This is a genomic window from Pseudomonas sp. TH37 (genome assembly GCF_016650735.1).
GTDB classification, from domain to species: Bacteria; Pseudomonadota; Gammaproteobacteria; order Pseudomonadales; family Pseudomonadaceae; genus Aquipseudomonas; species Aquipseudomonas farris.
In genome coordinates, this window is sequence record NZ_JAEKFD010000006.1 from 206,514 (window position 1) to 226,718 (window position 20,205).

A 20,205-nucleotide genomic window follows, 5' to 3' on the forward strand; every position below is an offset into this window, starting at 1 on the left:
TTTGTATGTCATCTGTTCTCGTACAACCGCAAGAACATGTTTTCACACGTAGGGGCCGGATTAACTTTTCAAAGGAAGCATCATGCCGATCATTGTCGAACTGCTGAACCAAGCCACATATCAGGATCAGCAAGATCTGCAGAAGATCTACCGCGACGCCCCGGACTGGCTGTTTGCGCCATTCACTGGGGAGATGCAGCTGATCGAAGACTGCCTGCAGGACGGTTCGCTGATCGCCGGACGTTTCAACGATCGGCTGTTGGGTGCGGCACGTTTGCAACAGCACAACGACGTCTGGCATCTGTCCCATTTATGCGTACGAAAAATCACCCGTCGTCGTGGGGTTGCCGAGCGCCTGGTGAACGAAGCGCAGAAAATGGCGTCGCAATCAGGCGCGACATTGCGGCTGTTGGCGCCTGCCGGGCACCTCGAAGCTCAAGCGCTGGCAGCTAAGCTGAAGGTGCCGCTGGATGAGCTCCCGATGTGATCGCTGACCGGTCAGCCACTTCGGAGCGCTATACTCCCCGGCTAAATTTCGAATTCGACTAATACAAGGACTCGCCCATGAAAGCGTTCGGCAAAATCCTGGGTCTGGTACTTCTCGGGCTGTTGCTGATCATTGTGGCGCTGGGCTTTGCCCTGACCCACCTCTTCGATCCCAACGACTATAAAGACGAGATTCGCCAGATTGCCCGCGACAAGGCCCACATCGAGCTGACGCTCAATGGCGATATCGGCTGGAGCCTGTTTCCCTGGCTGGGCCTGGAATTGCACGAAGCCAGTGTTGCAACCCTGGCCAAGCCTGCCGAACCGTTCGCAGACTTGCAGATGCTTGGCCTGTCGGTCCGCGTGATTCCGCTGCTGCGCCGCGAAGTGCAGATGAGCGATGTGCGCGTCGAAGGCCTGAGCCTGCGCCTGAACCGCGACAAGGACGGCCACGGTAACTGGGAAGACATCGGCAAGGTCCCGGCGCCTGCCACCTCGACGACCTCGGTCACGCCGCCCGCCACCGGCGAACCTGCACCAACCACTACCGCCCAGGCAGAAAAACCGGCCCAGCCGATCCGCCTGGACATCGACAGCCTGACCGTCAACAACGCCCGCGTTGAGTACAGCGACGAGAAAACCGGCAAGCAGTTCAGCGCCGAAAGCATCCAGCTGAGCACTGGCCCCGTGCACGACTCGACCAACATCCCGGTCAAACTCACCGCGTTCCTCGGTACCAACCAACCGGTGCTGCGGGTGCGGACCGAGCTGGCCGGCGAGTTGCGTTTCGAGCGTGCGCTGCAGCGCTACAAATTCGAAGACATGAAACTCTCCGGTGAAGTCGCTGGCGATCCGCTGCAAGGCAAAACCATGACCTTCGCCGCTCAAGGCCAGCTGCTGCTGGACAAGGCCGCCAACGTCGCCGAATGGACCGGCATCAAAATCTCCGCCAACCAGCTGCGCGCCTTGGGCGAACTGAAGGCCAACGACCTCGACAAGACCCCGCAAATCAGCGGTGGCCTGTCGATTGCCCAGTTCGATCTGGCGAAATTCGTCGACAGCATCGGCCAGAAACTCCCGGCGATGGCCGAAGGCAGCCTGAGCAAAGTCGAACTGGCCAGCCAGGTTGCCGGCACGCCGACCAGTTTGACCCTCGACAACCTCAACCTGAAGCTCGATGACAGCACTTTCAGCGGCCGCATCGCTGTCGAGGACTTCGCCAAGCAATCGCTGCGACTGAACCTCAAGGCTGACACCTTCAACGTCGATCGTTACTTGCCGCCAAAATCCGCCGAAGCCAACAGCGCGAAGCAGGTGCGTCAGGCCGAAGTGGCCAGCACCGAGAGCGAGGCCATGGCTGGCGCAGGCAGTTCACCGCTGCCGCCCTCACCGACCAAAGGCCCGTGGAGCACCGAGCGTCTGTTGCCGGTGGAACGCCTGAGCAAACTCGACGTGAACGCCGACCTGACCTTCGGCCAGCTGACCCTCGACAAACTGCCGATTCAGAATGCTGCACTCAAGGCCACCGGCCAAGGCGGCCTGCTGACGCTGGAGAACCTGCGCGGCGACCTGTACGACGGCAACTTCGAAGCCAAAGGTACCCTGGACGTGCGCCAGCAAGTGCCGGCGCTGAACATGCAGACGCGCATCAGCAAAGTGCCTGTAGAAAAAATCCTCGAAAGCCAGGGGAAAAATCCACCGGTCCAAGGCCTGGTTACGCTCGATAGCGCGCTGACCAGCAGCGGCAATAGCCAGAGCGTGCTGATCGATAACCTCAACGGCAATGCCAGTTTCGTCATCAACAACGGCGTGCTGCTCAATGCCAACCTTGAGCAGCAACTGTGCAAAGGCATCGCCACCCTGAATCGCAAAACCCTCACGGGCGAGCCACGGGGCAAGGACACACCGTTCGAAGAGCTCAAGGGCAACCTGACCTTCCACAACGGCGTGGCCAGCAACCCCGACCTGAAAGTGCGCATCCCGGGCATGACCGTCAACGGTAACGGCGACATCGACCTGCGGGTGCTGGGCATGGATTACCGCGTCGGCGTCATCGTCGAAGGCGACAAGAGCGACATGCCGGACCCGGCCTGCCAGGTCAGCGAGCGCTTCATCGGCATCGAGTGGCCACTGCGCTGCCGTGGCCCGCTGGAACTGGGTGCCAAGGCTTGCCGCGTCGACAACGAACGCATGGGACAAGTCGCGAGCAAACTGGCCGGTGAGCGGATCAGCGAAAAAATCGACGAGAAGCTTGGCGATAAAGTCAGCCCGGAACTGAAAAACGCGCTCAAGGGGCTGTTCAAGCGATGAGAGCCGAGCAGTTTTCAACGGCGGTGCTGGATTGGTACGACCGCCACGGCCGCCACGATTTGCCTTGGCAACAGGGCATCACCCCTTACCGGGTGTGGGTCTCGGAAATCATGTTGCAGCAGACCCAGGTCAGCACCGTGCTGAATTACTTCGACCGTTTCATGGCTTCGCTACCAACGGTCGAAGCTCTGGCCGCCGCGCCGGAAGACGAAGTGCTGCACCTGTGGACCGGTCTCGGTTACTACACCCGCGCGCGCAATCTGCAGAAAACCGCGAAGATTGTCGTTGCCGAATATGGCGGCGAGTTTCCCCGTGATGTGGAAAAGCTCACAGGTCTGCCGGGTATCGGCCTGTCCACAGCCGGCGCGATTGCCAGCCTGAGCATGGGCCTGCGGGCGCCGATCCTCGATGGCAACGTCAAACGGGTGCTGGCGCGCTTTACCGCGCAAGAGGGTTATCCGGGCGAGCCCAAGGTTGCCAAACAGCTGTGGGCCAACGCTGAGCGCTTCACGCCACATGATCGGGTCAACGCCTACACCCAGGCGATGATGGATCTGGGCGCCACGCTCTGCACCCGTAGCAAACCGAGCTGTCTGCTCTGCCCGCTGGAAAAGGGCTGCGAGGCGCACATGCTCGGCCTGGAAACCCGCTACCCGATCCCCAAGCCGCGCAAAGCCGTGCCACAGAAGCGAACGCTGATGCCGATGCTCGCCAACGGCGAAGGGGCGATTCTGCTTTACCGTCGCCCTTCCACGGGCCTGTGGGGCGGTCTCTGGAGCCTGCCGGAACTCGACGACCTCGACGACCTGCAACATCTGGCTTCGCAGCATTCGCTGGAATTGGGCAACCAACAGGCACTGCCGAACCTGGTGCACACTTTCAGCCACTTTCAGTTATCCATCGAACCCTGGCTGGTTCAGGTCCAAGAGGCCGGCCATCACGTGGCCGAGGCCGACTGGCTCTGGTATAACCTCGCCACCCCGCCGCGCCTGGGCCTTGCCGCCCCGGTCAAAACCTTGCTCGAACGCGCGGCCGCCGTATTGAACGCAGGAGAGTCGTCATGACCCGCACCATCATGTGCCGCAAGTACAAAGAAGAATTGCCCGCCCTGGAGCGCGCTCCATTTCCGGGTGCAAAAGGTCAGGACATTTTTGACCACGTCTCGGCCAAGGCCTGGGCCGACTGGCAGAAACACCAGACCCTGCTGATCAACGAAAAACGCCTGAACATGATGAACGCCGAAGACCGCAAATATCTTCAAGGCGAGATGGACAAGTTCTTTTCCGGCGAGGAATACGCCAAGGCCGAAGGCTACGTTCCGCCCGCTGAATAATCCCGTTTTTTCGGGGGTCGGATCGTAAGCGACGGTAATAATTAAAATTTTTTTGAAAACTTTCTTGACGACCCCCTGAAAAACCAGTTTAATGCGCCCCGTTGCCCAGATAGCTCAGTCGGTAGAGCAGGGGATTGAAAATCCCCGTGTCGGCGGTTCGATTCCGTCTCTGGGCACCAAATACCGAAAACCCTGAATCGCAAGATTCAGGGTTTTTTTATGCCCGCGATTTGATCAGGCATCGTGCAAGCGTCTCTCTTGGGCTAGTTTTCAGTATTCCAGTGGAAGACAAGATTGCGAGCGGCGCCGCTTCCTACCTCCGCCGTATCACGCCGTTCCTCACCATTGCGTGTCGCGACGACGGTGTACTTGCCAGGTGGCAGCTGAACATAAACCAACGGGCCGGCTTCGCTCAGCGTCAGCACGGGTTGCCCCGGATCTTTCTGAATGACCAGATTCACATCCGGAACATATTTGCCCTCCGCCCCGATGGAGAAAGTCATGTGCAGGTTGTAGCCCTGCGCTTGTTGAATAGCTCGAGCCTCATCCTCTCCGATCCCCCCGGACAGGTAAGTAATCCCGTTTTGCTGTTGCTGCTGGACTTGCACGCCTGTGCTGTCGATCGGTTCAAGACTGGCCGCGTTAAGCATGACTGGAAACATCAGTACGCCGACGGCGGCGATGGGCAGCATGAATGAATGGACGTTCTTCATGATGGCGACTCCCGGGTTACGCAGAACCCAATCGTTACTCTTTTTAGATTTGTTACCGAATGTTCAAGTTTTAGATCGATTAGCACTTGGGCTCACTGCGAATCGGACTACATGATGTGCTCCTCATACATGGGCTGCCGTCGGCCCGGTCCTGCAAAGCAAATTCGCCTTTCCTTCCGATTTACCAGCAACGCCCGGCATCGCGGACTATCACGCTCTTGCCATCCTCTTCCGCCTGTTTCCTTAGCCGCGGAAAATGTCATGAGCTCCCTCAAACCCGGTAACACTCAAGATCCACAGATCACTTCACTGCTCGGCAATCTTGGCGAATTGATCCGTGACGCGCGTCAGAAGGTGCTGCGAGCGGTCGATACCGTTCAGGTGCAAACCTGTTGGCAGATCGGACGGCATATTGTGGAGTTTGAGCAGGAAGGCGCTCGGCGGGCGGTGTATGGCAAGCAGTTGCTATCGACGCTGGCGAAAGTACTGACGGAGCAGTTTGGGAAAGGTTTTGACGAACGCAACCTTCGATACATGCGGGACTTTTATCAGACCTTTCCAATTTGGAACGCAGTGCGTTCCGAATTGAGCTGGACCCATTACCGCAGACTGCTACGAGTCGACAACGACAACGCTCGCCACTGGTACATGAACGAATCCGCTCTGCAGAACTGGTCAAGTCGCGCCCTCGAGCGCCAGATCAATACCCTCTATTACGAACGCCTGCTGGCGAGCCGCGACCGGGCTGCCGTCAAACAGGAAGCCGCCACCAATATCCAGCAAATGAACGCCAGCCCTCGGGATTTCATCCGCGACCCAGTCCTATTGGAATTTCTCGGCCTGCCCAATGCGGGCTTGATCCAGGAAAGCGAACTTGAACAAGCATTGATCAATCAACTCCAGGGCTTCCTGCTCGAATTGGGCAAAGGCTTCGCCTTCATCGCTCGCCAGCAACGCATCAGTACCGAGAGCAAAGACTTCTACATCGACCTGGTGTTCTACAACTACCTGCTCAAGTGCTTCGTCATCTTCGACCTCAAGCGCGGCGTACTGACCCACCAGGATGTCGGCCAGATGGACATGTACGTGCGCATGTACGACGACCTCAAGCGCGGCCCGGAGGATAGCCCCACCGTCGGCCTTATTCTCTGCGCACAAAAAGATGAATCGGTGGTGCGCTATTCAGTGCTGCAAGGCAACGAACAACTGTTCGCCAGTACCTACAGACTGGTGCTGCCGAGCGAGGAGGAACTTCGCACAGAACTGGATCGGGAATGGGCGGTGCTTGAGGAGCGGTTACTCAAGCAAAGGCTCCGATAAGCACCGGTGGATTGTTCATAAACAGCGCGAAGACTATGGTGGTTGGCTAACCGCAAAGGTTCAACGCCGATGAATTTGCAGGACATGCCCTCACTGGCCCCGACGCAACTTGAATTGCCGTTACCCACCGGCACACCTGGTGAATCTTTCAACGAGCCCGCCGCCGATGGCTTCATCCTTGGCGGCTTCACCTGGCGGCATGCGAATCAAGACCCAACCCGTCCTGTGGTGATCATCAACGCCGCTACTTCAGTTCGTTGCCGACACTACTCGCGCTTCGCCGATTACCTGTTCGCCAACGGCTTCGACGTGATCACCTATGACTACCGCGGCATCGGCGAGTCGCGCCCTGCGTCGCTGAAGGGGCTTGAGGCCTCTTGGTCCGACTGGGGCGCGCTGGATTTCGAGGCGGTGCTGCAAAGGGCGCAACGCGAGTTTGCGGAACAACCCATCAATGTCGTCGGCCACAGCTTCGGCGGTTGCGCGGCCGGACTGGGAACCTCCGGGCATGTGATCCGACGCCTGGTGACAGTGGGTGCGCAGTTCGCTTACTGGCGCGACTACGCCCCTGCTCATCGCTGGCGAATGTTTGGCAAGTGGCATGTGGTGATGCCATTGATGACCATGCTGTACGGCTACTTTCCCGGCAAACGCCTCGGCTGGCTCGAAGACACCCCGGCTGGCGTAGTTCGCGACTGGAGCAAGCCCACCGCCCGATACGAGAAACGCCCCAGCGGTCGTGTGATCCACGTCAAAAACGGCCAGCTTCCCTTCGCTAACGTCACCGCCCAGACCCTGGCGATCAGCCTCAGCGACGATCCCTATGGCACGATTCCGGCCATCGAACGCCTGCTCGGCTACTTCACTGGCAGTACAAACACCCATCTGCGAATCGACCCCGAAGATATCGGCGAAGAAGAAGTCGGACATTTCGCCTTTTTTCGCAGCGCATACCAAGCCACACTATGGCCCATTGCATTGTCCTGGCTGCAGACCGGCGAGCTGGCCCCCGATACACCCGGGCGGCGAGTGCCACGCAGTTGATGGATGCGCCCTCTCAACGAATTACGGAACGATGCCCATGGCCTCCGCCAACAAGCAGAACAAACGCGCCTCCCGCGCCAAAGCCAAGGCCAAGCAGAACCGCACCCAGCGGGCTGCTGCGCCGGTCGAGCTGGACCCGAACGACGATCGCATCGACTTCGAATCGGTGGACCTGACCGAACTGTTCAAGAAAATGATCGACGCTGAAAAAATCAGTCAGCAAGCGATGTGCGCAGCCTTCCTCGAAGACCCGCTGCTGGAACTGGTGTACGAGCAGGAAGGTGAAGAAGGCGCAATGGACTTCATCCTCGCGGCACTGATCGAATACCGCCAATGGTCCACCGAGACAGACGAAGCCGGCGCCCTGGCGTGGATCGAGTCTACGGCCTTCCAGGCTGACTACGTGGCGGCGTCCGACGCCATCGCGGCCCAAACCCAACAGAAACCAAACTGAGTTCCCATGGCATCCCTGAACAAGCAACAGAAACGCGCCAAACGCGCAAAGGCCAAAGCCAAGCAAATCCGCATGGTCGGCAGGAAACCCGCCGAGCTGGACGATGATCTGGGCGAACTCGGCGAGCCGATTCCGGAATACACCCTGGCGATGTTCAGCAAAATGCGTGACGCCGAGGCCACCAGCCGCAACGACATGCTGCTGACCCTGCTGTCGGACCTCGCCGAAATCATCAGCGACCATCCAGAATTGCTGGACATGGAAAACGCCGACAACGAAGCCATGGCCGCCACGCACCTGGCCGCCGACATGCTGATCGACTACCGCATGTGGGCCGATGGCATGGACCGCGACGCCGCCCAGGCCTGGCTGACCGACCCGCAATTCATCACCGACTTTGGCGATGCGCTGGACAGCTATCGTCAGTCGCTGGACCTGCCGGTGGAAAAGGCTGAGTAAGGCAAACCCCAGAAGTAAAAACGGCCGCTTGTCATCACTGACAGCGGCCGTTTTGCGTTACGCGGTACGAATCAGTTCAGGACCACCGCGCCCACTTTCTGCAGCTTGCGACGGCGAGCCAAAAACAACCCGGCAGCCACTACCAACAAGCTCAACAGGCCGGTCGCGAGGATCTCCACGCGGTGGGCTTCCTGAAACAGCATGATGGTCAGGGCGGCAACGATGAATACGATCACCGCGTAGGTCAGGCCCGGGAACAGCCACATGCTGAAGGCGATTTTTTCACCGCGAGCCATACGCTGCTTGCGCATACGCAGTTGCGAAATCGCGATCACCAGGTACACCAGCAACGCGATGGCGCCAGAGCTGGCCAGCAGGAATTCGAATACAGCGGCCGGGGCCACGTAGTTGGCGAAAACCGCGATGAACGCAGCACCGGTGGACAACATGACGGCCCAGTACGGCGTGCCGCTCTTGTTGGTGCGCTGGGAAACGGCAGGCGCATCACCGCGTTTGCCCAGAGAGAACATCATGCGCGAGGCGGTGTACAGCGCCGAGTTCAGGCAGCTGGTTACCGCAACCAGAACCACGATATCGACGATCAGCTTGGCATTCGGGATACCCATGCGCTCCAGCACGGTCTGGTAGGAACCGACGCTGGCCAGGATCGGGTCGTTCCATGGCACTAAGGCCACAACGATGAAGATGGATACAAGGTAGAACAAGCCAATCCGCCAAATGACCGAGTTGGTAGCCTTGGAAATCTGCTGGCCAGGGTTCTTCGACTCCGCGGCCGCGATGGTCACGATCTCGGTGCCCATGAAGGAAAACATGGTGGTCAGGATGGCACCCAGCACCGCGCCCATGCCGTTTGGCAGAAACCCTTGAGTGTCAAACAAATGCGACACGCCGCTGACCTGGCTGGTAGGCAGGAAGCCGAAGATCGCCAGAATGCCAAGACCGATAAAGCCGATGATCGCTACGACTTTGACCAGGGCGAACCAGAACTCGAACTCTCCGTAGTTCTTCACACTGAACAGGTTGGTCACCGTAAGCAGCAACGTGATAACCAGCGTGAAGACCCAGATCGCCACATTCGGGAACCAGGCATGCAGGATGGTTGCGGCAGCGTTAGCCTCCAGCGGAATGACCAAAACCCAGAACCACCAGTAGAGCCAGCCGATGGTGAAACCGGCCCAGTGACCGATCGCGCGATCGGCGTACGTCGAGAAGGAGCCTGTGTCTGGCGATGCAACGGCCATCTCGCCGAGCATTCGCATTACCAGAACCACCAGAGCACCGGCGGCCGCGTAGGCCAACAGCACGGCCGGGCCTGCAGCAGCGATGGCGTGGCCGGAGCCGACAAACAGCCCGGCGCCGATAACCCCGGCGATCGACAGCATGGTCACATGACGCGGTTTTAGCCCCTGCTCGAGGCCGTTGGAGGAGCTTTGGCTACTACTCATTAAGACTACCTTTGCAAGTAAAGCGATGACGTCGGCCCGGTCTGACATTCCTTCTCGTAAAAAGAATCCAACAGGGCGTTTCTTATTCTGCACGCAATAATTGCGCCAAAATGTTTCATACGCCCGCTATACGGGGCCTGCGCGTGAATCGAGCAGTCATCGCAAGTCATTGAGATCAATGGCATTTCGCCAGAGCGTTACCCTGCCACCCACTTCAAGAACGAATCAGCGCACCGGAAACACACCAAAAAATTCGTGCTCGCACAATAAAAGTGCAGATCAGGAACGTTTGTCCGGTTAGCGCTTCCAACACCCCGTCAAAGCTGGCAACATCGCGCCTTTTTTTGGAACAGCCACCCCGTCTCTTTATTCAAAGGCAGGGTTCAAACGGCTGTTCGGTTGATAGCAGCGCGACAGTCTGCTGTGCCGATGCGACAACCTGCCACATGCCACCCGTTTACCGTCCGTAGCGCTGTTGGCTGCCATTCGAACGCTATGCTAGCTTGGCCGCCTCGCCAGGAAGGCCACCAACAGCAGGAGCGAAAACACTATGAGGAACGCACATGGCTGAGGCCACGCCCGCGCTTGAAATCCGCAACTTGCACAAACGCTACGGACAGCTTGAGGTGCTCAAAGGCATCTCGCTGACCGCCCGCGACGGCGACGTGATCTCGATCCTGGGTTCCTCCGGTTCCGGCAAGTCCACCTTCCTGCGTTGCATCAACCTGCTGGAAAACCCGCACCAGGGCCAGATCCTGGTGGCCGGCGAAGAACTCAAGCTCAAAGCCGCCAAGAACGGCGAACTGGTCGCTGCCGACGGCAAGCAGATCAATCGCCTGCGCAGCGAGATCGGTTTTGTATTTCAAAACTTTAATCTCTGGCCGCACATGAGCGTGCTCGACAACATCATCGAAGCCCCGCGTCGCGTGCTCGGCCAAAGCAAGGCCGAAGCCATCGAAGTCGCCGAAGCCTTGCTGGCCAAGGTCGGCATCGCTGACAAGCGTCACGCCTACCCGGCGCAACTTTCCGGCGGCCAGCAGCAACGCGCGGCCATCGCCCGCACCCTGGCGATGCAGCCCAAGGTGATCCTGTTCGACGAACCCACCTCCGCCCTTGACCCGGAAATGGTCCAGGAAGTACTTAATGTCATCCGCGCATTGGCCGAAGAAGGCCGCACCATGCTGCTCGTGACCCATGAAATGGGCTTCGCCCGTCAGGTTTCCAGCGAAGTGGTGTTCCTCCACCAAGGCTTGGTAGAAGAACAAGGATCGCCGCAGCAGGTGTTCGAAAACCCGCTTTCGGCACGCTGCAAACAATTCATGTCCAGCAACCGCTAACGGAGCTACCCGCATGCAGAACTACAAAAAAATCTTCCTGGCCGCTGCTGTCACCCTGGCCTTCAGCGCCGGTGCCGCCGCCGAGACCTTGAAGATGGGCATCGAAGCGGCCTACCCGCCGTTCAACAACAAAGATGCCAGTGGCAATGTCGTCGGCTTCGACAAAGATATCGGTGATGCCCTGTGCGCCAAGATGAAAGTCGAGTGCACGGTGGTTACATCCGACTGGGACGGCATCATCCCGGCACTGAACGCCAAGAAGTTCGACTTTCTGATCTCCTCGATGTCGATCACCGACGAGCGCAAGCAAGCGGTGGACTTCACCGCCCCGTACTACTCCAACAAGCTGCAGTTCATCGCGCCGAAAAACGTCGACTTCAAAACCGACAAGGAGTCGTTGCAAGGCAAGGTGATCGGCGCCCAACGCGCGACCCTGGCCGGCACCTGGCTGGAAGACAACATGGAAGGCGTTGAAGTCAAACTCTACGACACCCAGGAAAACGCCTACCTGGACCTGACTTCGGGTCGTCTGGACGGCATCCTGGCCGACAAGTACGTCAACTATGAGTGGCTGAAAAGCGACGCCGGCCGGGCTTACGAATTCAAGGGCGACCCGGTGGAAGAAAGCGACAAGATCGGTATCGCTGTTCGCAAGAACGACCCGATTCGCGAGAAGCTGAACGCCGCGCTGAAGGAAATCGTCGCTGACGGCACTTACAAAAGCATCAACGACAAGTACTTCCCGTTCAGCATCTATTGATTCTGACCTGCCTGACCGGCGCCGTTCGCTGACGGCGCCAGTCCTTGGCATTGCCTGCTGCGATTTGAAAAGAAATCCATGATTATCGACCTCTACGGATTCGGCCCGGCGCTCGCCGCTGGTGCGCTGATGACTGTGAAACTGGCACTCTCGGCCTTATGCCTGGGGCTGGTGCTCGGTCTGCTCGGCGCCTTGGCCAAGACTTCCCCGTACAAGCCGCTGCAATGGCTTGGCGGCACTTATTCGACGCTGGTTCGCGGCATCCCGGAATTGCTTTGGGTGCTGTTGATCTACTTCGGCACGGTCAACCTGATGCGTGCCCTGGGCGAGTTCTTCGGCAACCCCGACCTCGAACTCAACGCCTTCGCCGCCGGCGTGATTGCGCTGGGGCTGTGCTTCGGCGCCTACGCCACGGAAGTGTTTCGCGGTGCGATTCTGGCGATCCCAAAGGGTCACCGTGAAGCCGGTGTGGCCCTGGGCCTGTCGAAATTTCGCATCTTTACCCGGCTGATCATGCCGCAGATGTGGCGCATCGCCCTTCCCGGCCTGGGCAACCTGTTCATGATCCTGATGAAAGACACCGCGCTGGTCTCCGTCATCGGCCTGGAAGAAATCATGCGCCACGCACAAATCGGTGTGACCGTGTCCAAGCAACCGTTCACCTTCTATATGGTGGCCGCCTTCATGTATCTGGGTCTGACCGTTCTGGCCATGACCGGCATGCACTTTATGGAACGACGCGCCGCTCGCGGCTTCGCGAGGAGCACCCAATGAACTGGGAAGTCATCATCAAGTGGCTGCCGAAACTGGCTCAGGGCGCGACACTGACCCTCGAACTGGTGGCTATCGCCGTGATCGCCGGGTTACTGCTGGCGATTCCGCTGGGCATCGCTCGTTCGTCACGACTCTGGTACGTGCGGGCATTCCCCTACGGCTACATCTTCTTTTTCCGTGGCACGCCGTTGCTGGTTCAGCTGTTTCTGGTCTACTACGGCCTGGCGCAGTTCGACGCGGTGCGTAACAGCTCGATGTGGCCGTATCTGCGCAGTCCGTTCTGGTGCGCCACCGTGACCATGACCCTGCACACCGCGGCCTACATCGCCGAGATCCTGCGCGGCGCGATCCAGGCGATTCCACCGGGCGAGATTGAAGCGGCGCGGGCGCTGGGCATGTCCCGGGCCAAAGCGCTGTTCTACATCATGCTGCCGCGTGCTGCGCGCATCGGCCTGCCGGCCTACAGCAACGAAGTGATCCTGATGCTCAAGGCCAGCGCCCTGGCCAGTACTGTGACCTTGCTGGAACTGACCGGCATGGCCCGCACCATCATTGCCCGCACCTACCTGCCGGTGGAGATCTTCTTCGCTGCAGGCATGTTCTATCTGCTGATGGCCTACGTGCTGGTTCGTGGCTTCAAGCTGCTGGAGCGCTGGTTGCGCGTCGATGCCTGCCAAGGGCGTTGATTCCTGCGTGCTGACGGGCGAGGCCTTGCTCGCCCGTTTCACCGCGCTGGATGCTTTTTTGATCGAGCATCAGTCGGTGTGGAAGCCTCGACCGTTTACACATCTGCAACTTCCTTGGGAAGCGTCCTACCCGGAGTTGGCGTTTTGGCTACGCGGGCGGTCGCTGGAGGATGCGGAAAGCAGTCATAACCAACCTTGCTTGCTCGATGCGCCGAAGCCGTTTGCTTCATTGGCGGCGATGTCTGCTGAACTGAGCGCGGTGGGTGAATTGCCGGCTCGTGCACTTGAAGCGGCAGGCCATCGCTTGAATGTGGATGTGCCAGGGCGCAAGTGGCAGCAGATCGAAGCCTTCGCCAGTCGGTTGGAGTTCGCTTCAGCACCGAAGCATTGGCTGGATTGGTGTTCGGGCAAGGGCCATTTGGGGCGACGCCTGCTGCAAACCGGGCAACAACTGACGTGCCTGGAGTTCGACCCGGCGCTGGTTGCCAGCGGCCAGACACTCAGCCAGCGTCATCAATTGCATGCGCTGCATGTCGAGCAGGATGTACTCGCGCCTGGCGCAGCCTCTTTATTGAACGCCGATCACACGCCGGTCGCTTTGCACGCCTGCGGTGATCTGCATGTACGGCTGATCCAGCTCGCCAGCGCCGCCGGTTGCAAACAACTGGCCATCGCACCCTGCTGCTACAACCGGATCAGTCTGAACACCTATCAGCCGCTTTCTTGTGCGGCTGAGCGCTCCGACCTACACCTTTCCCTCGATGATCTTGCGCTACCGATGAGCGAAACCGTCACCGCCGGTGCTCGCGTCCGACGCCAGCGTGACACCTCCATGGCCCGGCGCCTGGCGTTCGACCTTCTGCAACGACAACTGCGCGACGTCGACGAATACCTGCCAACCCCTTCCCTGCCCAGCGCCTGGCTGGACAAACCTTTCGCCGATTACTGCCGCGACCTGGCCGCGCTCAAAGACTTATCCACAGTCGGCGCGCCAGATTGGACTACACTGGAAGCCGCCGGTTGGCAGCGATTGGCTGAAGTCCGCAATCTGGAGCTGCTGCGAGGTCTTTTCCGACGGCCGCTGGAACTGTGGCTGGTACTTGATCGGGCACTTTTCCTCATTCAGCAGGGTTACACCGTTCGTCTCGGCACCTTCTGTGAAACTCCACTCACGCCGCGCAATTTTCTACTCCTTGCAGAACGTCCTTAAACAGCCACAGCCTGTGGATAACTCTGTTGATGGAATTATCGTGGATCCAATATCCACGCTGTTTTATGCCATAAACACTGCTGGTCATTTTTTGTTCACACAAATAAAAAACCCGCAAAACAGGCATTTGCGGACAAATGAGAACGAGTCTACAAAATCGTAATGAACAGGTAGTCGCCCCTAGTCCATTGTGCATAAGCATTTCATCAAAACGACATAACCGCCGAATACCGGACATCCATAGCGGAAAATTGCGCCTTGCAACGCCCTTGCTATACACGCACACAAGGGCACCTCGAAAACCACCTCGCCGCTGCCCCGCAACGCGCTGAACAAGCTGAAGCAGAACTGCGAGCCATGCAAAACAGCCGAGCCTGGTGCCCCCTCAGAAACTCAAGAAAGTGCTGGTTCGCGCCAGATCAAACGCCTGCATAAAAATAGTCTGAATTCAGGGGTTTACAGAACCAACCCAATCGCTATAATCGTCGCCCTAACACGCCGGTATAGCTCAGTTGGTAGAGCAACTGACTTGTAATCAGTAGGTCCCGGGTTCGACTCCTGGTGCCGGCACCACATTAGGCTCCACTGCATTCCACCGAATGCTCTGGAAGCCCCGAAAACCCGCCATTTGGCGGGTTTTTTCGTTCCAGGACCCTCTGTCGGGATCCAACAAAATCCCCCTTCCCCGAGGGTATGTTAGGGGTACTGCGATTTCCAGTTCAGGAGCGCGTACCCCTATGCCACGTCTAGCGATCCCCCTCAGCGACCTGCAATGCCGCACGGCCAAAACCCGCGAACGCGCCTACAAACTGTTCGACGGCGGCGGCATGTACCTTTTCGTCAAACCCAATGGCGTGAAGACCTGGCGCTTGAAGTACACCAAGCCCAGCGGCAAGGAAGGTACGCTCATCATCGGCAATTACCCCATAGTTACCCTTTCAGTCGCACGGCGTAAGCGAGACGAAGCCAAGGCATTGCTGCTCGACAACCTCGACCCAATGGAAGAAAAAAAGAAGGCCAAGATTGTAGCCCAGCGGGCGGCACTGCTTTTCGAAACCGTTGCTCTGGAGTGGCACGCCGACATGTCCCGTCGCTGGACCGAAGGACACGCAAAAACCGTGATGAGCCGACTGCGTACCCACGTCTTCCCGCTGATAGGCCAACGACCCATCGCTGAACTCGATACCCATGACCTGCTAGAGATCACCCAGCGCATCAAGGAACGCGGCACCATGGATGTGGCGTTACGGGTACAGAACTACTTATCCACCATTATGCGCAGGGCCAAAAGGGCTCGGCAGATCACCATGAATCCTGCACTGGATCTGGCAGGCTCGATTCACGCGCCGCGCACAGTCCATCGCCCGGCCCTCTCCCTCAACCGCCTACCCGAACTGCTACACCGTATCGACAACTACAACGGCCGCGAACTGACGCGCCTTGCCGTGCTGCTGACTCTGCACGTGTTCGTCCGCTCCAGCGAGTTGCGCTTCGCTCGATGGAGTGAGTTCGACCTTCAACGCGCCATGTGGGAAATCCCCGATACGCGCGCACCGATTGAAGGGGTACGCAACTCCACACGCGGGACCAAGATGAACGGCGACATTCAAATGGTTCCGCTATCGCCGCAGGTCATCGAAATACTGGAGCGCCTGCGCAGCCTCAGTCGCTTTTCAGAGTTGGTGCTACCGGGCGACCACAAGTACTGGAAGCCCATGTCCGAGAACACGGTGAACACCATGCTCCGCAACGTCGGCTATGACACCAGCAAGGACGTGTGCGGCCACGGCTTCAGGACCATGGCCTGTAGCGCCCTGCTGGAGTCCGGGTTATGGACCGACGCAGCCATCGAAAGACAAATGAGCCACAAGGAACGCAACCGCGTGCGCGCCGCGTATATCCACAAGGCCGAATTCCTCGAACAGCGCAGGCTGATCATGGCGTGGTGGAGCAACTACATCGACGCCAACCGCCATGGGCATGTGACGCCCCACGAATTCGCTCACCCAGTCGGCGACAACATCACGCCCCTACAAAATAGCCGTGGCGCATCCAAACGTGGGTAAGCCTATGGGATCACCGTTGTCCGCCCTTCCACGCGGGTCCATCCAAGCAGGGCTGCAAAGCCGCCCTGCTTGGATGGACCTCATTTAAAAAATCTAAAGCCCACGCAAAATGTCTGTGGAAAACTACTGATTTCCACCGGTGGATAATTTCATCCACAGCCGCAGAACTCCCAATAATTCGAGCCTTGACCCAAATTATCCACAGGCGTAGAAAAGATCGGGCAAGCGCTGTCGTTGACAGCAACCCAGGTAGCCAGAACCTTTAAGGCTACGCCACACGGTGGTGGTTCTCCCAAAGTGCGATTAGCGTCCGGCGGCTCGCACGGTCACAGCGATGTGATGGATGCCTACTTTTACCAGTGTGCCCACTGCGGCAACTCACCCCCCTTCGTAGCTGTCTTGCAGCAACCTATCCGCTTGGCCATTTCCTTGCGCCAACCTGCGCCCGTCTCTTTCTCCCGGAAAGAGACGGGCGCTCGTACCGCTGCTGCAGCCCATCTCGTACAAGGCTTTGCGGCATTCCCCCTCGTGACAATCGGCGTGACAAACACCGAAGTCACCAGCAACAGCGATGCAGATGATGGTGCCGCAGCCCAGGGAATGGACTGCACCTGACTGACAGTCAGGCACGCCCCGGTCATCGCATCACTGCATTCACCCGGCTCAAGATCTCGCGGCGTTGGTCTCGTCAGCCAATGCAGCCTCCACCCGCCCACTTCCTTGGAAGTGTTCAGGAGGCCAGATCATGAGATGCCCAGGCTCCCGGTCGTAAAGAGCCGCCAGTCCCGCGTTAATGGACAACCCTCACAGGTCGCAGGGGCCTTGATCCCTGATAACACTCAACATTCTTGGCGGGATGACGTGGGGAAGGTTTTACAAGTGTGGCTTACAGAGGAGTTTGGTCATGGGATTGGTCGGTAGACGGGAGGGGCGTAATTTTGGCTATGGCCGGCAATTGAGCTATGCCGGGCCGCAGGCACTGAAAGACCTGTTTGGCGGTGGGCATTACGGGACGGTCAAAGCACACAGTGATCGTTGGCAGACGTTCGTGCGCTGGTGTCGGTCGGAGGATGGCCCGGGAATTAATGATGCACGGCAGATTGATCGGCAGACCTTGCTGGATTACGCGGAGCATCTGCGTCACCTGGTTGAGCGCAGCGATCTCGCCATCGCCACTGCGCAAAACCGATTGTCCAGCGTCAATCGGACCCTGGCAGCGCTTCGCGGTGATCAGTATGTGAAAGTACCGAGTCCGAGCAAGGCGCTAGGAATGCGGCGCACCAGTGTTCGTCGTTCGGTGCCGCAAGGCCAAGACAGCGAACATGTGAAGAGGGTCGTAGAGGTGCTTTGCGCACACCAGCAGCCGCGTGCCGCGGCCATCGCTCAATTAGCGCGAGCCACCGGCATGCGCTTACGTGAGGCCATTTTGGCCGACCTTCCGCGCTTAAAACGTGAGGCCGAACAATACGGCAAGATCAACATCCAGGATGGCACCAAGGGGGGCCGCTCAGGTGCCTCGGCACCTCGCTGGATCAGGGCGGATGATCATATTCGCGAGGCGCTGAAATTCGCCGAACAGGTCTCACCCGACGGTAGCCGCAACCTACTTGCACCGAACGAAACCTACCTCGATTTCCAACGGGGAATCGTCCGTCCTGCACGGGACATCCTCCATCAGTACAACCTCAAAGGCTTCCACGAATTGCGGGCAGCCTATGCGTGCGAACGCTATGAGCAAATCACCCACCATCCCGCCCCCATCAACGGTGGCCATTGCTATCAACTCGACCGACGTCTCGATCAGGAAGCCCGAGTACAAATCAGCTATGAGCTGGGGCACAACCGTATCGTCGTGGTGGCCGCTTACATTGGTGGTCGCGCATGAGCACGGCATTCGATATGGATCTGTTCCTGGCGGGCGTCCTGACCGGGTCGCATACCACGCGCCAACGCCACTTGCGTCAGGCGAAGGCCATCCAAACAGCGATCGCTGAGCGCTGGCAACGCGACAATCCATGGACTTGGCAGAGAAAACACCTTGCGTGGTTTTTGAATCACCACCTAAACCAGCACACTCAATCGACGCGCTATTACTATTTGCTGACCATGCAATTACTCACTCATCGCTTAGGAAAATCCTGGCAGTTCAACCTCTAAACGAAGGTCAGAAAACGGCCAAATGCAGCCACACAGCCTTAACGACCCAACGGTCGCGGCTATTGAGAAAGCGGAAGTAGCGATTTCGCACCGCCCCGGGTCCGAATCGCTCGCTGCATTCGATCGCGCAGTACAGATCGTCTCGGACGAGTTCTTGGTGATCAATAGGTGATCATGAGGGCTGCGTCCTCGATTGGCAGAACACGGGCTGCAGGTGCTGACTCACTGGTAGGCTGTCTCGAGAAGATCGACGCGCTAAAATGTCATTTAAGGTAGAACCGCTTACGGTGACAAAGTCTTATGAAGTCAAGAATCGGCCCAAACGGGGTGCATCTTTTCGATCGCCTTTCAGGTCTGAATGTCCTGCTAGACGAGTTGCGCCCGAAAGAGGCGATTTGGTCAACGTCCCCCCGCCAGGTATCCATTGCTCTAACAAATGTTTGCGACCTTCACTGCGCGTACTGCTACGCGCCGAAGCACAAGGCGTCCCTGCATACTGACCAGGTGCTCGGCTGGTTGAAGGAACTTGATACTGAGGGGTGCCTCGGCATCGGATTTGGCGGCGGCGAACCCACGCTGCATCCTGATTTCGTCGACATATGCAAACGGGTTGCAGGAGAGACTCAGCTCGCGGTCACATTCACGACTCATGGTCATCGCCTGACGCCACAGCTAGTCGAGCGCCTCAAGGGCTCGGTCCACTTCGCACGCATTAGCATTGATGGGGTAGGTCGCACCTATGAACAACAGCGCGGGAAGCAGTTTGCCAGCCTGCTCCGAGGCATGGAGTCGATTGCGACCTTGTCGCCATTTGGGATCAACGTCGTGGTCAACGAGCGCACGGTCTTAGAACTTGACGCGATGAGCGAGCTCGCGCAAAAGGTTGGAGCTAGCGAATTGCTGTTGCTTCCTCAGCAAGCAACCACTGCGGTTGCAAGCATGGATGGAGTCGTCGGCCGAGCACTTCAGGACTGGGTCTCCAGCTACAGAGGCAAGGTGCGCCTTGCGGTCAGTGAGGCGGGTGCGTCAGGACTGCCTACGTGCGACCCGCTCCCCGATGAGCGAGGCCTTCAGGCCTATGCGCACATAGATGCGTCCGGCATGCTTCGTGCGAGTTCTTACTCGCCCGCCTGCGTGAAGATTGAAAACGCCGGCGTTCTGTCGGCGCTTAAACGACTCAGAAATACCTTCGAGATCAAACGAGAGACTCAGTCATGAAGATTTGGAACGGATACGGGTCTGAGCATTCGATGAACCTGGTTCTCATCGGAAAGTTCAAGCGAGCGCAAGACGCCGAGAAGGTCGAGATAGACATTGACAAGCTCAGCGCTCAGGCGTCTAAAGACGACGGCGACTCCATCCCTTTTGCTAAACCTGAGAATCAGAGATTTTCAGATGACATGCTCTCCTTGCTGGGGAGCCTAAACGTCCACTCCTTAGCACCAAGTGAGCTCGGACAGCTGGTATCAGATTATCGCCTCAAGCGTGAAGACGGTCGAATCACTGTAACGACTGATGAGGCTGACGTATCCGCATTCATGAAACTCTTCATTGAAGCCGGGGCGAAGGTCGAGGTTTTCTCAGCGCACGACTACCCGGCCGATTCAGACGACGCCATCTGACAGGGAAA

Annotated in this window: 20 protein-coding genes and 2 tRNA genes; 20 read left to right on the forward strand and 2 right to left on the reverse strand. The window is 58.4% G+C overall.

Annotation, left to right across the window (positions count from 1 at the left end):
• The first annotated feature begins 82 nt into the window (after nt 1–82).
• From JFU11_RS17390 to JFU11_RS17410, 5 genes are all read left to right on the forward strand, one after another.
• On the forward strand, nt 83–487 hold the full coding sequence (locus tag JFU11_RS17390) for an acetyl-CoA sensor PanZ family protein (RefSeq protein WP_123721634.1): 405 nt from the start codon (nt 83–85) through the stop codon (nt 485–487).
• A gap of 77 nt (nt 488–564) precedes the next feature.
• Entirely contained in the window at nt 565–2,796 is a 2,232-nt protein-coding gene (locus JFU11_RS17395; protein WP_123721635.1) for an AsmA family protein, read from the forward strand.
• Nucleotides 2,793–3,860, forward strand: a complete 1,068-nt coding sequence (gene mutY, locus JFU11_RS17400; RefSeq protein WP_123721636.1) for an A/G-specific adenine glycosylase — start codon at nt 2,793–2,795, stop codon at nt 3,858–3,860. Before JFU11_RS17395 ends, mutY begins: the two co-directional genes overlap by 4 nt.
• On the forward strand, nt 3,857–4,129 hold the full coding sequence (locus JFU11_RS17405) for an oxidative damage protection protein (RefSeq protein ID WP_007897448.1): 273 nt from the start codon (nt 3,857–3,859) through the stop codon (nt 4,127–4,129). Before mutY ends, JFU11_RS17405 begins: the two co-directional genes overlap by 4 nt.
• Before the next feature lie 103 nt (nt 4,130–4,232).
• Nucleotides 4,233–4,308: transfer RNA gene (locus tag JFU11_RS17410), tRNA-Phe, on the forward strand.
• An 84-nt stretch (nt 4,309–4,392) separates the two neighbouring features.
• Here JFU11_RS17410 and JFU11_RS17415 read toward each other — a convergent pair.
• Nucleotides 4,393–4,842, reverse strand: a complete 450-nt coding sequence (locus JFU11_RS17415; protein ID WP_123721651.1) for a carboxypeptidase regulatory-like domain-containing protein — start codon at nt 4,840–4,842, stop codon at nt 4,393–4,395.
• A 261-nt stretch (nt 4,843–5,103) separates the two neighbouring features.
• Between JFU11_RS17415 and JFU11_RS17420 the strand changes: the two genes are divergently transcribed.
• The 4 genes from JFU11_RS17420 (at nt 5,104) to JFU11_RS17435 (ending at nt 8,119) form a co-directional block, all read left to right on the forward strand.
• Nucleotides 5,104–6,162: a PDDEXK nuclease domain-containing protein gene (locus JFU11_RS17420; protein WP_123721652.1), complete on the forward strand. Its 1,059-nt coding sequence runs from the start codon at nt 5,104–5,106 to the stop codon at nt 6,160–6,162.
• Nucleotides 6,163–6,231: 69 nt separating this feature from the next.
• Nucleotides 6,232–7,206: an alpha/beta fold hydrolase gene (locus tag JFU11_RS17425; protein WP_201061501.1), complete on the forward strand. Its 975-nt coding sequence runs from the start codon at nt 6,232–6,234 to the stop codon at nt 7,204–7,206.
• 37 nt (nt 7,207–7,243) lie between these two features.
• Entirely contained in the window at nt 7,244–7,660 is a 417-nt protein-coding gene (locus tag JFU11_RS17430; protein WP_123721653.1) for a hypothetical protein, read from the forward strand.
• 6 nt (nt 7,661–7,666) lie between these two features.
• Nucleotides 7,667–8,119 (forward strand): hypothetical protein, encoded by a 453-nt coding sequence (locus tag JFU11_RS17435; RefSeq protein ID WP_201061503.1) that lies wholly within the window; start codon nt 7,667–7,669, stop codon nt 8,117–8,119.
• Between the two features lie 71 nt (nt 8,120–8,190).
• Here the strand turns inward: JFU11_RS17435 and gabP are convergent, their stop codons facing one another.
• Nucleotides 8,191–9,585 carry a GABA permease gene (gene gabP, locus JFU11_RS17440; protein WP_201061505.1) on the reverse strand — a complete coding sequence of 465 codons (1,395 nt, stop codon included), beginning with the start codon at nt 9,583–9,585 and terminating at the stop codon, nt 8,191–8,193.
• A 563-nt stretch (nt 9,586–10,148) separates the two neighbouring features.
• Between gabP and JFU11_RS17445 the strand changes: the two genes are divergently transcribed.
• From JFU11_RS17445 to JFU11_RS17495, 11 genes are all read left to right on the forward strand, one after another.
• Complete coding sequence (locus JFU11_RS17445) at nt 10,149–10,922, forward strand: ABC transporter ATP-binding protein (RefSeq protein ID WP_007897462.1); 774 nt, start codon at nt 10,149–10,151, stop codon at nt 10,920–10,922.
• A 13-nt stretch (nt 10,923–10,935) separates the two neighbouring features.
• Nucleotides 10,936–11,682 (forward strand): ABC transporter substrate-binding protein, encoded by a 747-nt coding sequence (locus JFU11_RS17450; RefSeq protein WP_123721656.1) that lies wholly within the window; start codon nt 10,936–10,938, stop codon nt 11,680–11,682.
• A 78-nt stretch (nt 11,683–11,760) separates the two neighbouring features.
• A complete protein-coding gene (locus JFU11_RS17455; protein WP_123721657.1) occupies nt 11,761–12,456 on the forward strand; it encodes an ABC transporter permease in 696 nt (231 codons plus the stop codon).
• Complete coding sequence (locus tag JFU11_RS17460) at nt 12,453–13,142, forward strand: ABC transporter permease (RefSeq protein WP_123721658.1); 690 nt, start codon at nt 12,453–12,455, stop codon at nt 13,140–13,142. Before JFU11_RS17455 ends, JFU11_RS17460 begins: the two co-directional genes overlap by 4 nt.
• Complete coding sequence (locus JFU11_RS17465; RefSeq protein ID WP_201061507.1) at nt 13,123–14,352, forward strand: methyltransferase; 1,230 nt, start codon at nt 13,123–13,125, stop codon at nt 14,350–14,352. The genes JFU11_RS17460 and JFU11_RS17465 overlap by 20 nt, the downstream gene beginning before the upstream one ends.
• Before the next feature lie 497 nt (nt 14,353–14,849).
• Nucleotides 14,850–14,925, forward strand: a tRNA-Thr gene (locus JFU11_RS17470).
• A gap of 164 nt (nt 14,926–15,089) precedes the next feature.
• Nucleotides 15,090–16,418, forward strand: coding sequence for an integrase arm-type DNA-binding domain-containing protein (locus JFU11_RS17475; protein ID WP_201061509.1), 1,329 nt, complete (start codon nt 15,090–15,092; stop codon nt 16,416–16,418).
• 904 nt (nt 16,419–17,322) lie between these two features.
• A complete protein-coding gene (locus JFU11_RS17480; RefSeq protein WP_201061511.1) occupies nt 17,323–18,303 on the forward strand; it encodes an integrase domain-containing protein in 981 nt (326 codons plus the stop codon).
• Complete coding sequence (locus tag JFU11_RS17485) at nt 18,300–18,575, forward strand: hypothetical protein (protein WP_065835162.1); 276 nt, start codon at nt 18,300–18,302, stop codon at nt 18,573–18,575. The genes JFU11_RS17480 and JFU11_RS17485 overlap by 4 nt, the downstream gene beginning before the upstream one ends.
• 300 nt (nt 18,576–18,875) lie before the next feature.
• Nucleotides 18,876–19,793: a radical SAM protein gene (locus JFU11_RS17490; protein ID WP_201061513.1), complete on the forward strand. Its 918-nt coding sequence runs from the start codon at nt 18,876–18,878 to the stop codon at nt 19,791–19,793.
• Between the two features lie 32 nt (nt 19,794–19,825).
• Nucleotides 19,826–20,197: a DUF6375 family protein gene (locus tag JFU11_RS17495; protein ID WP_207189012.1), complete on the forward strand. Its 372-nt coding sequence runs from the start codon at nt 19,826–19,828 to the stop codon at nt 20,195–20,197.
• Nucleotides 20,198–20,205: the final 8 nt, after the last annotated feature.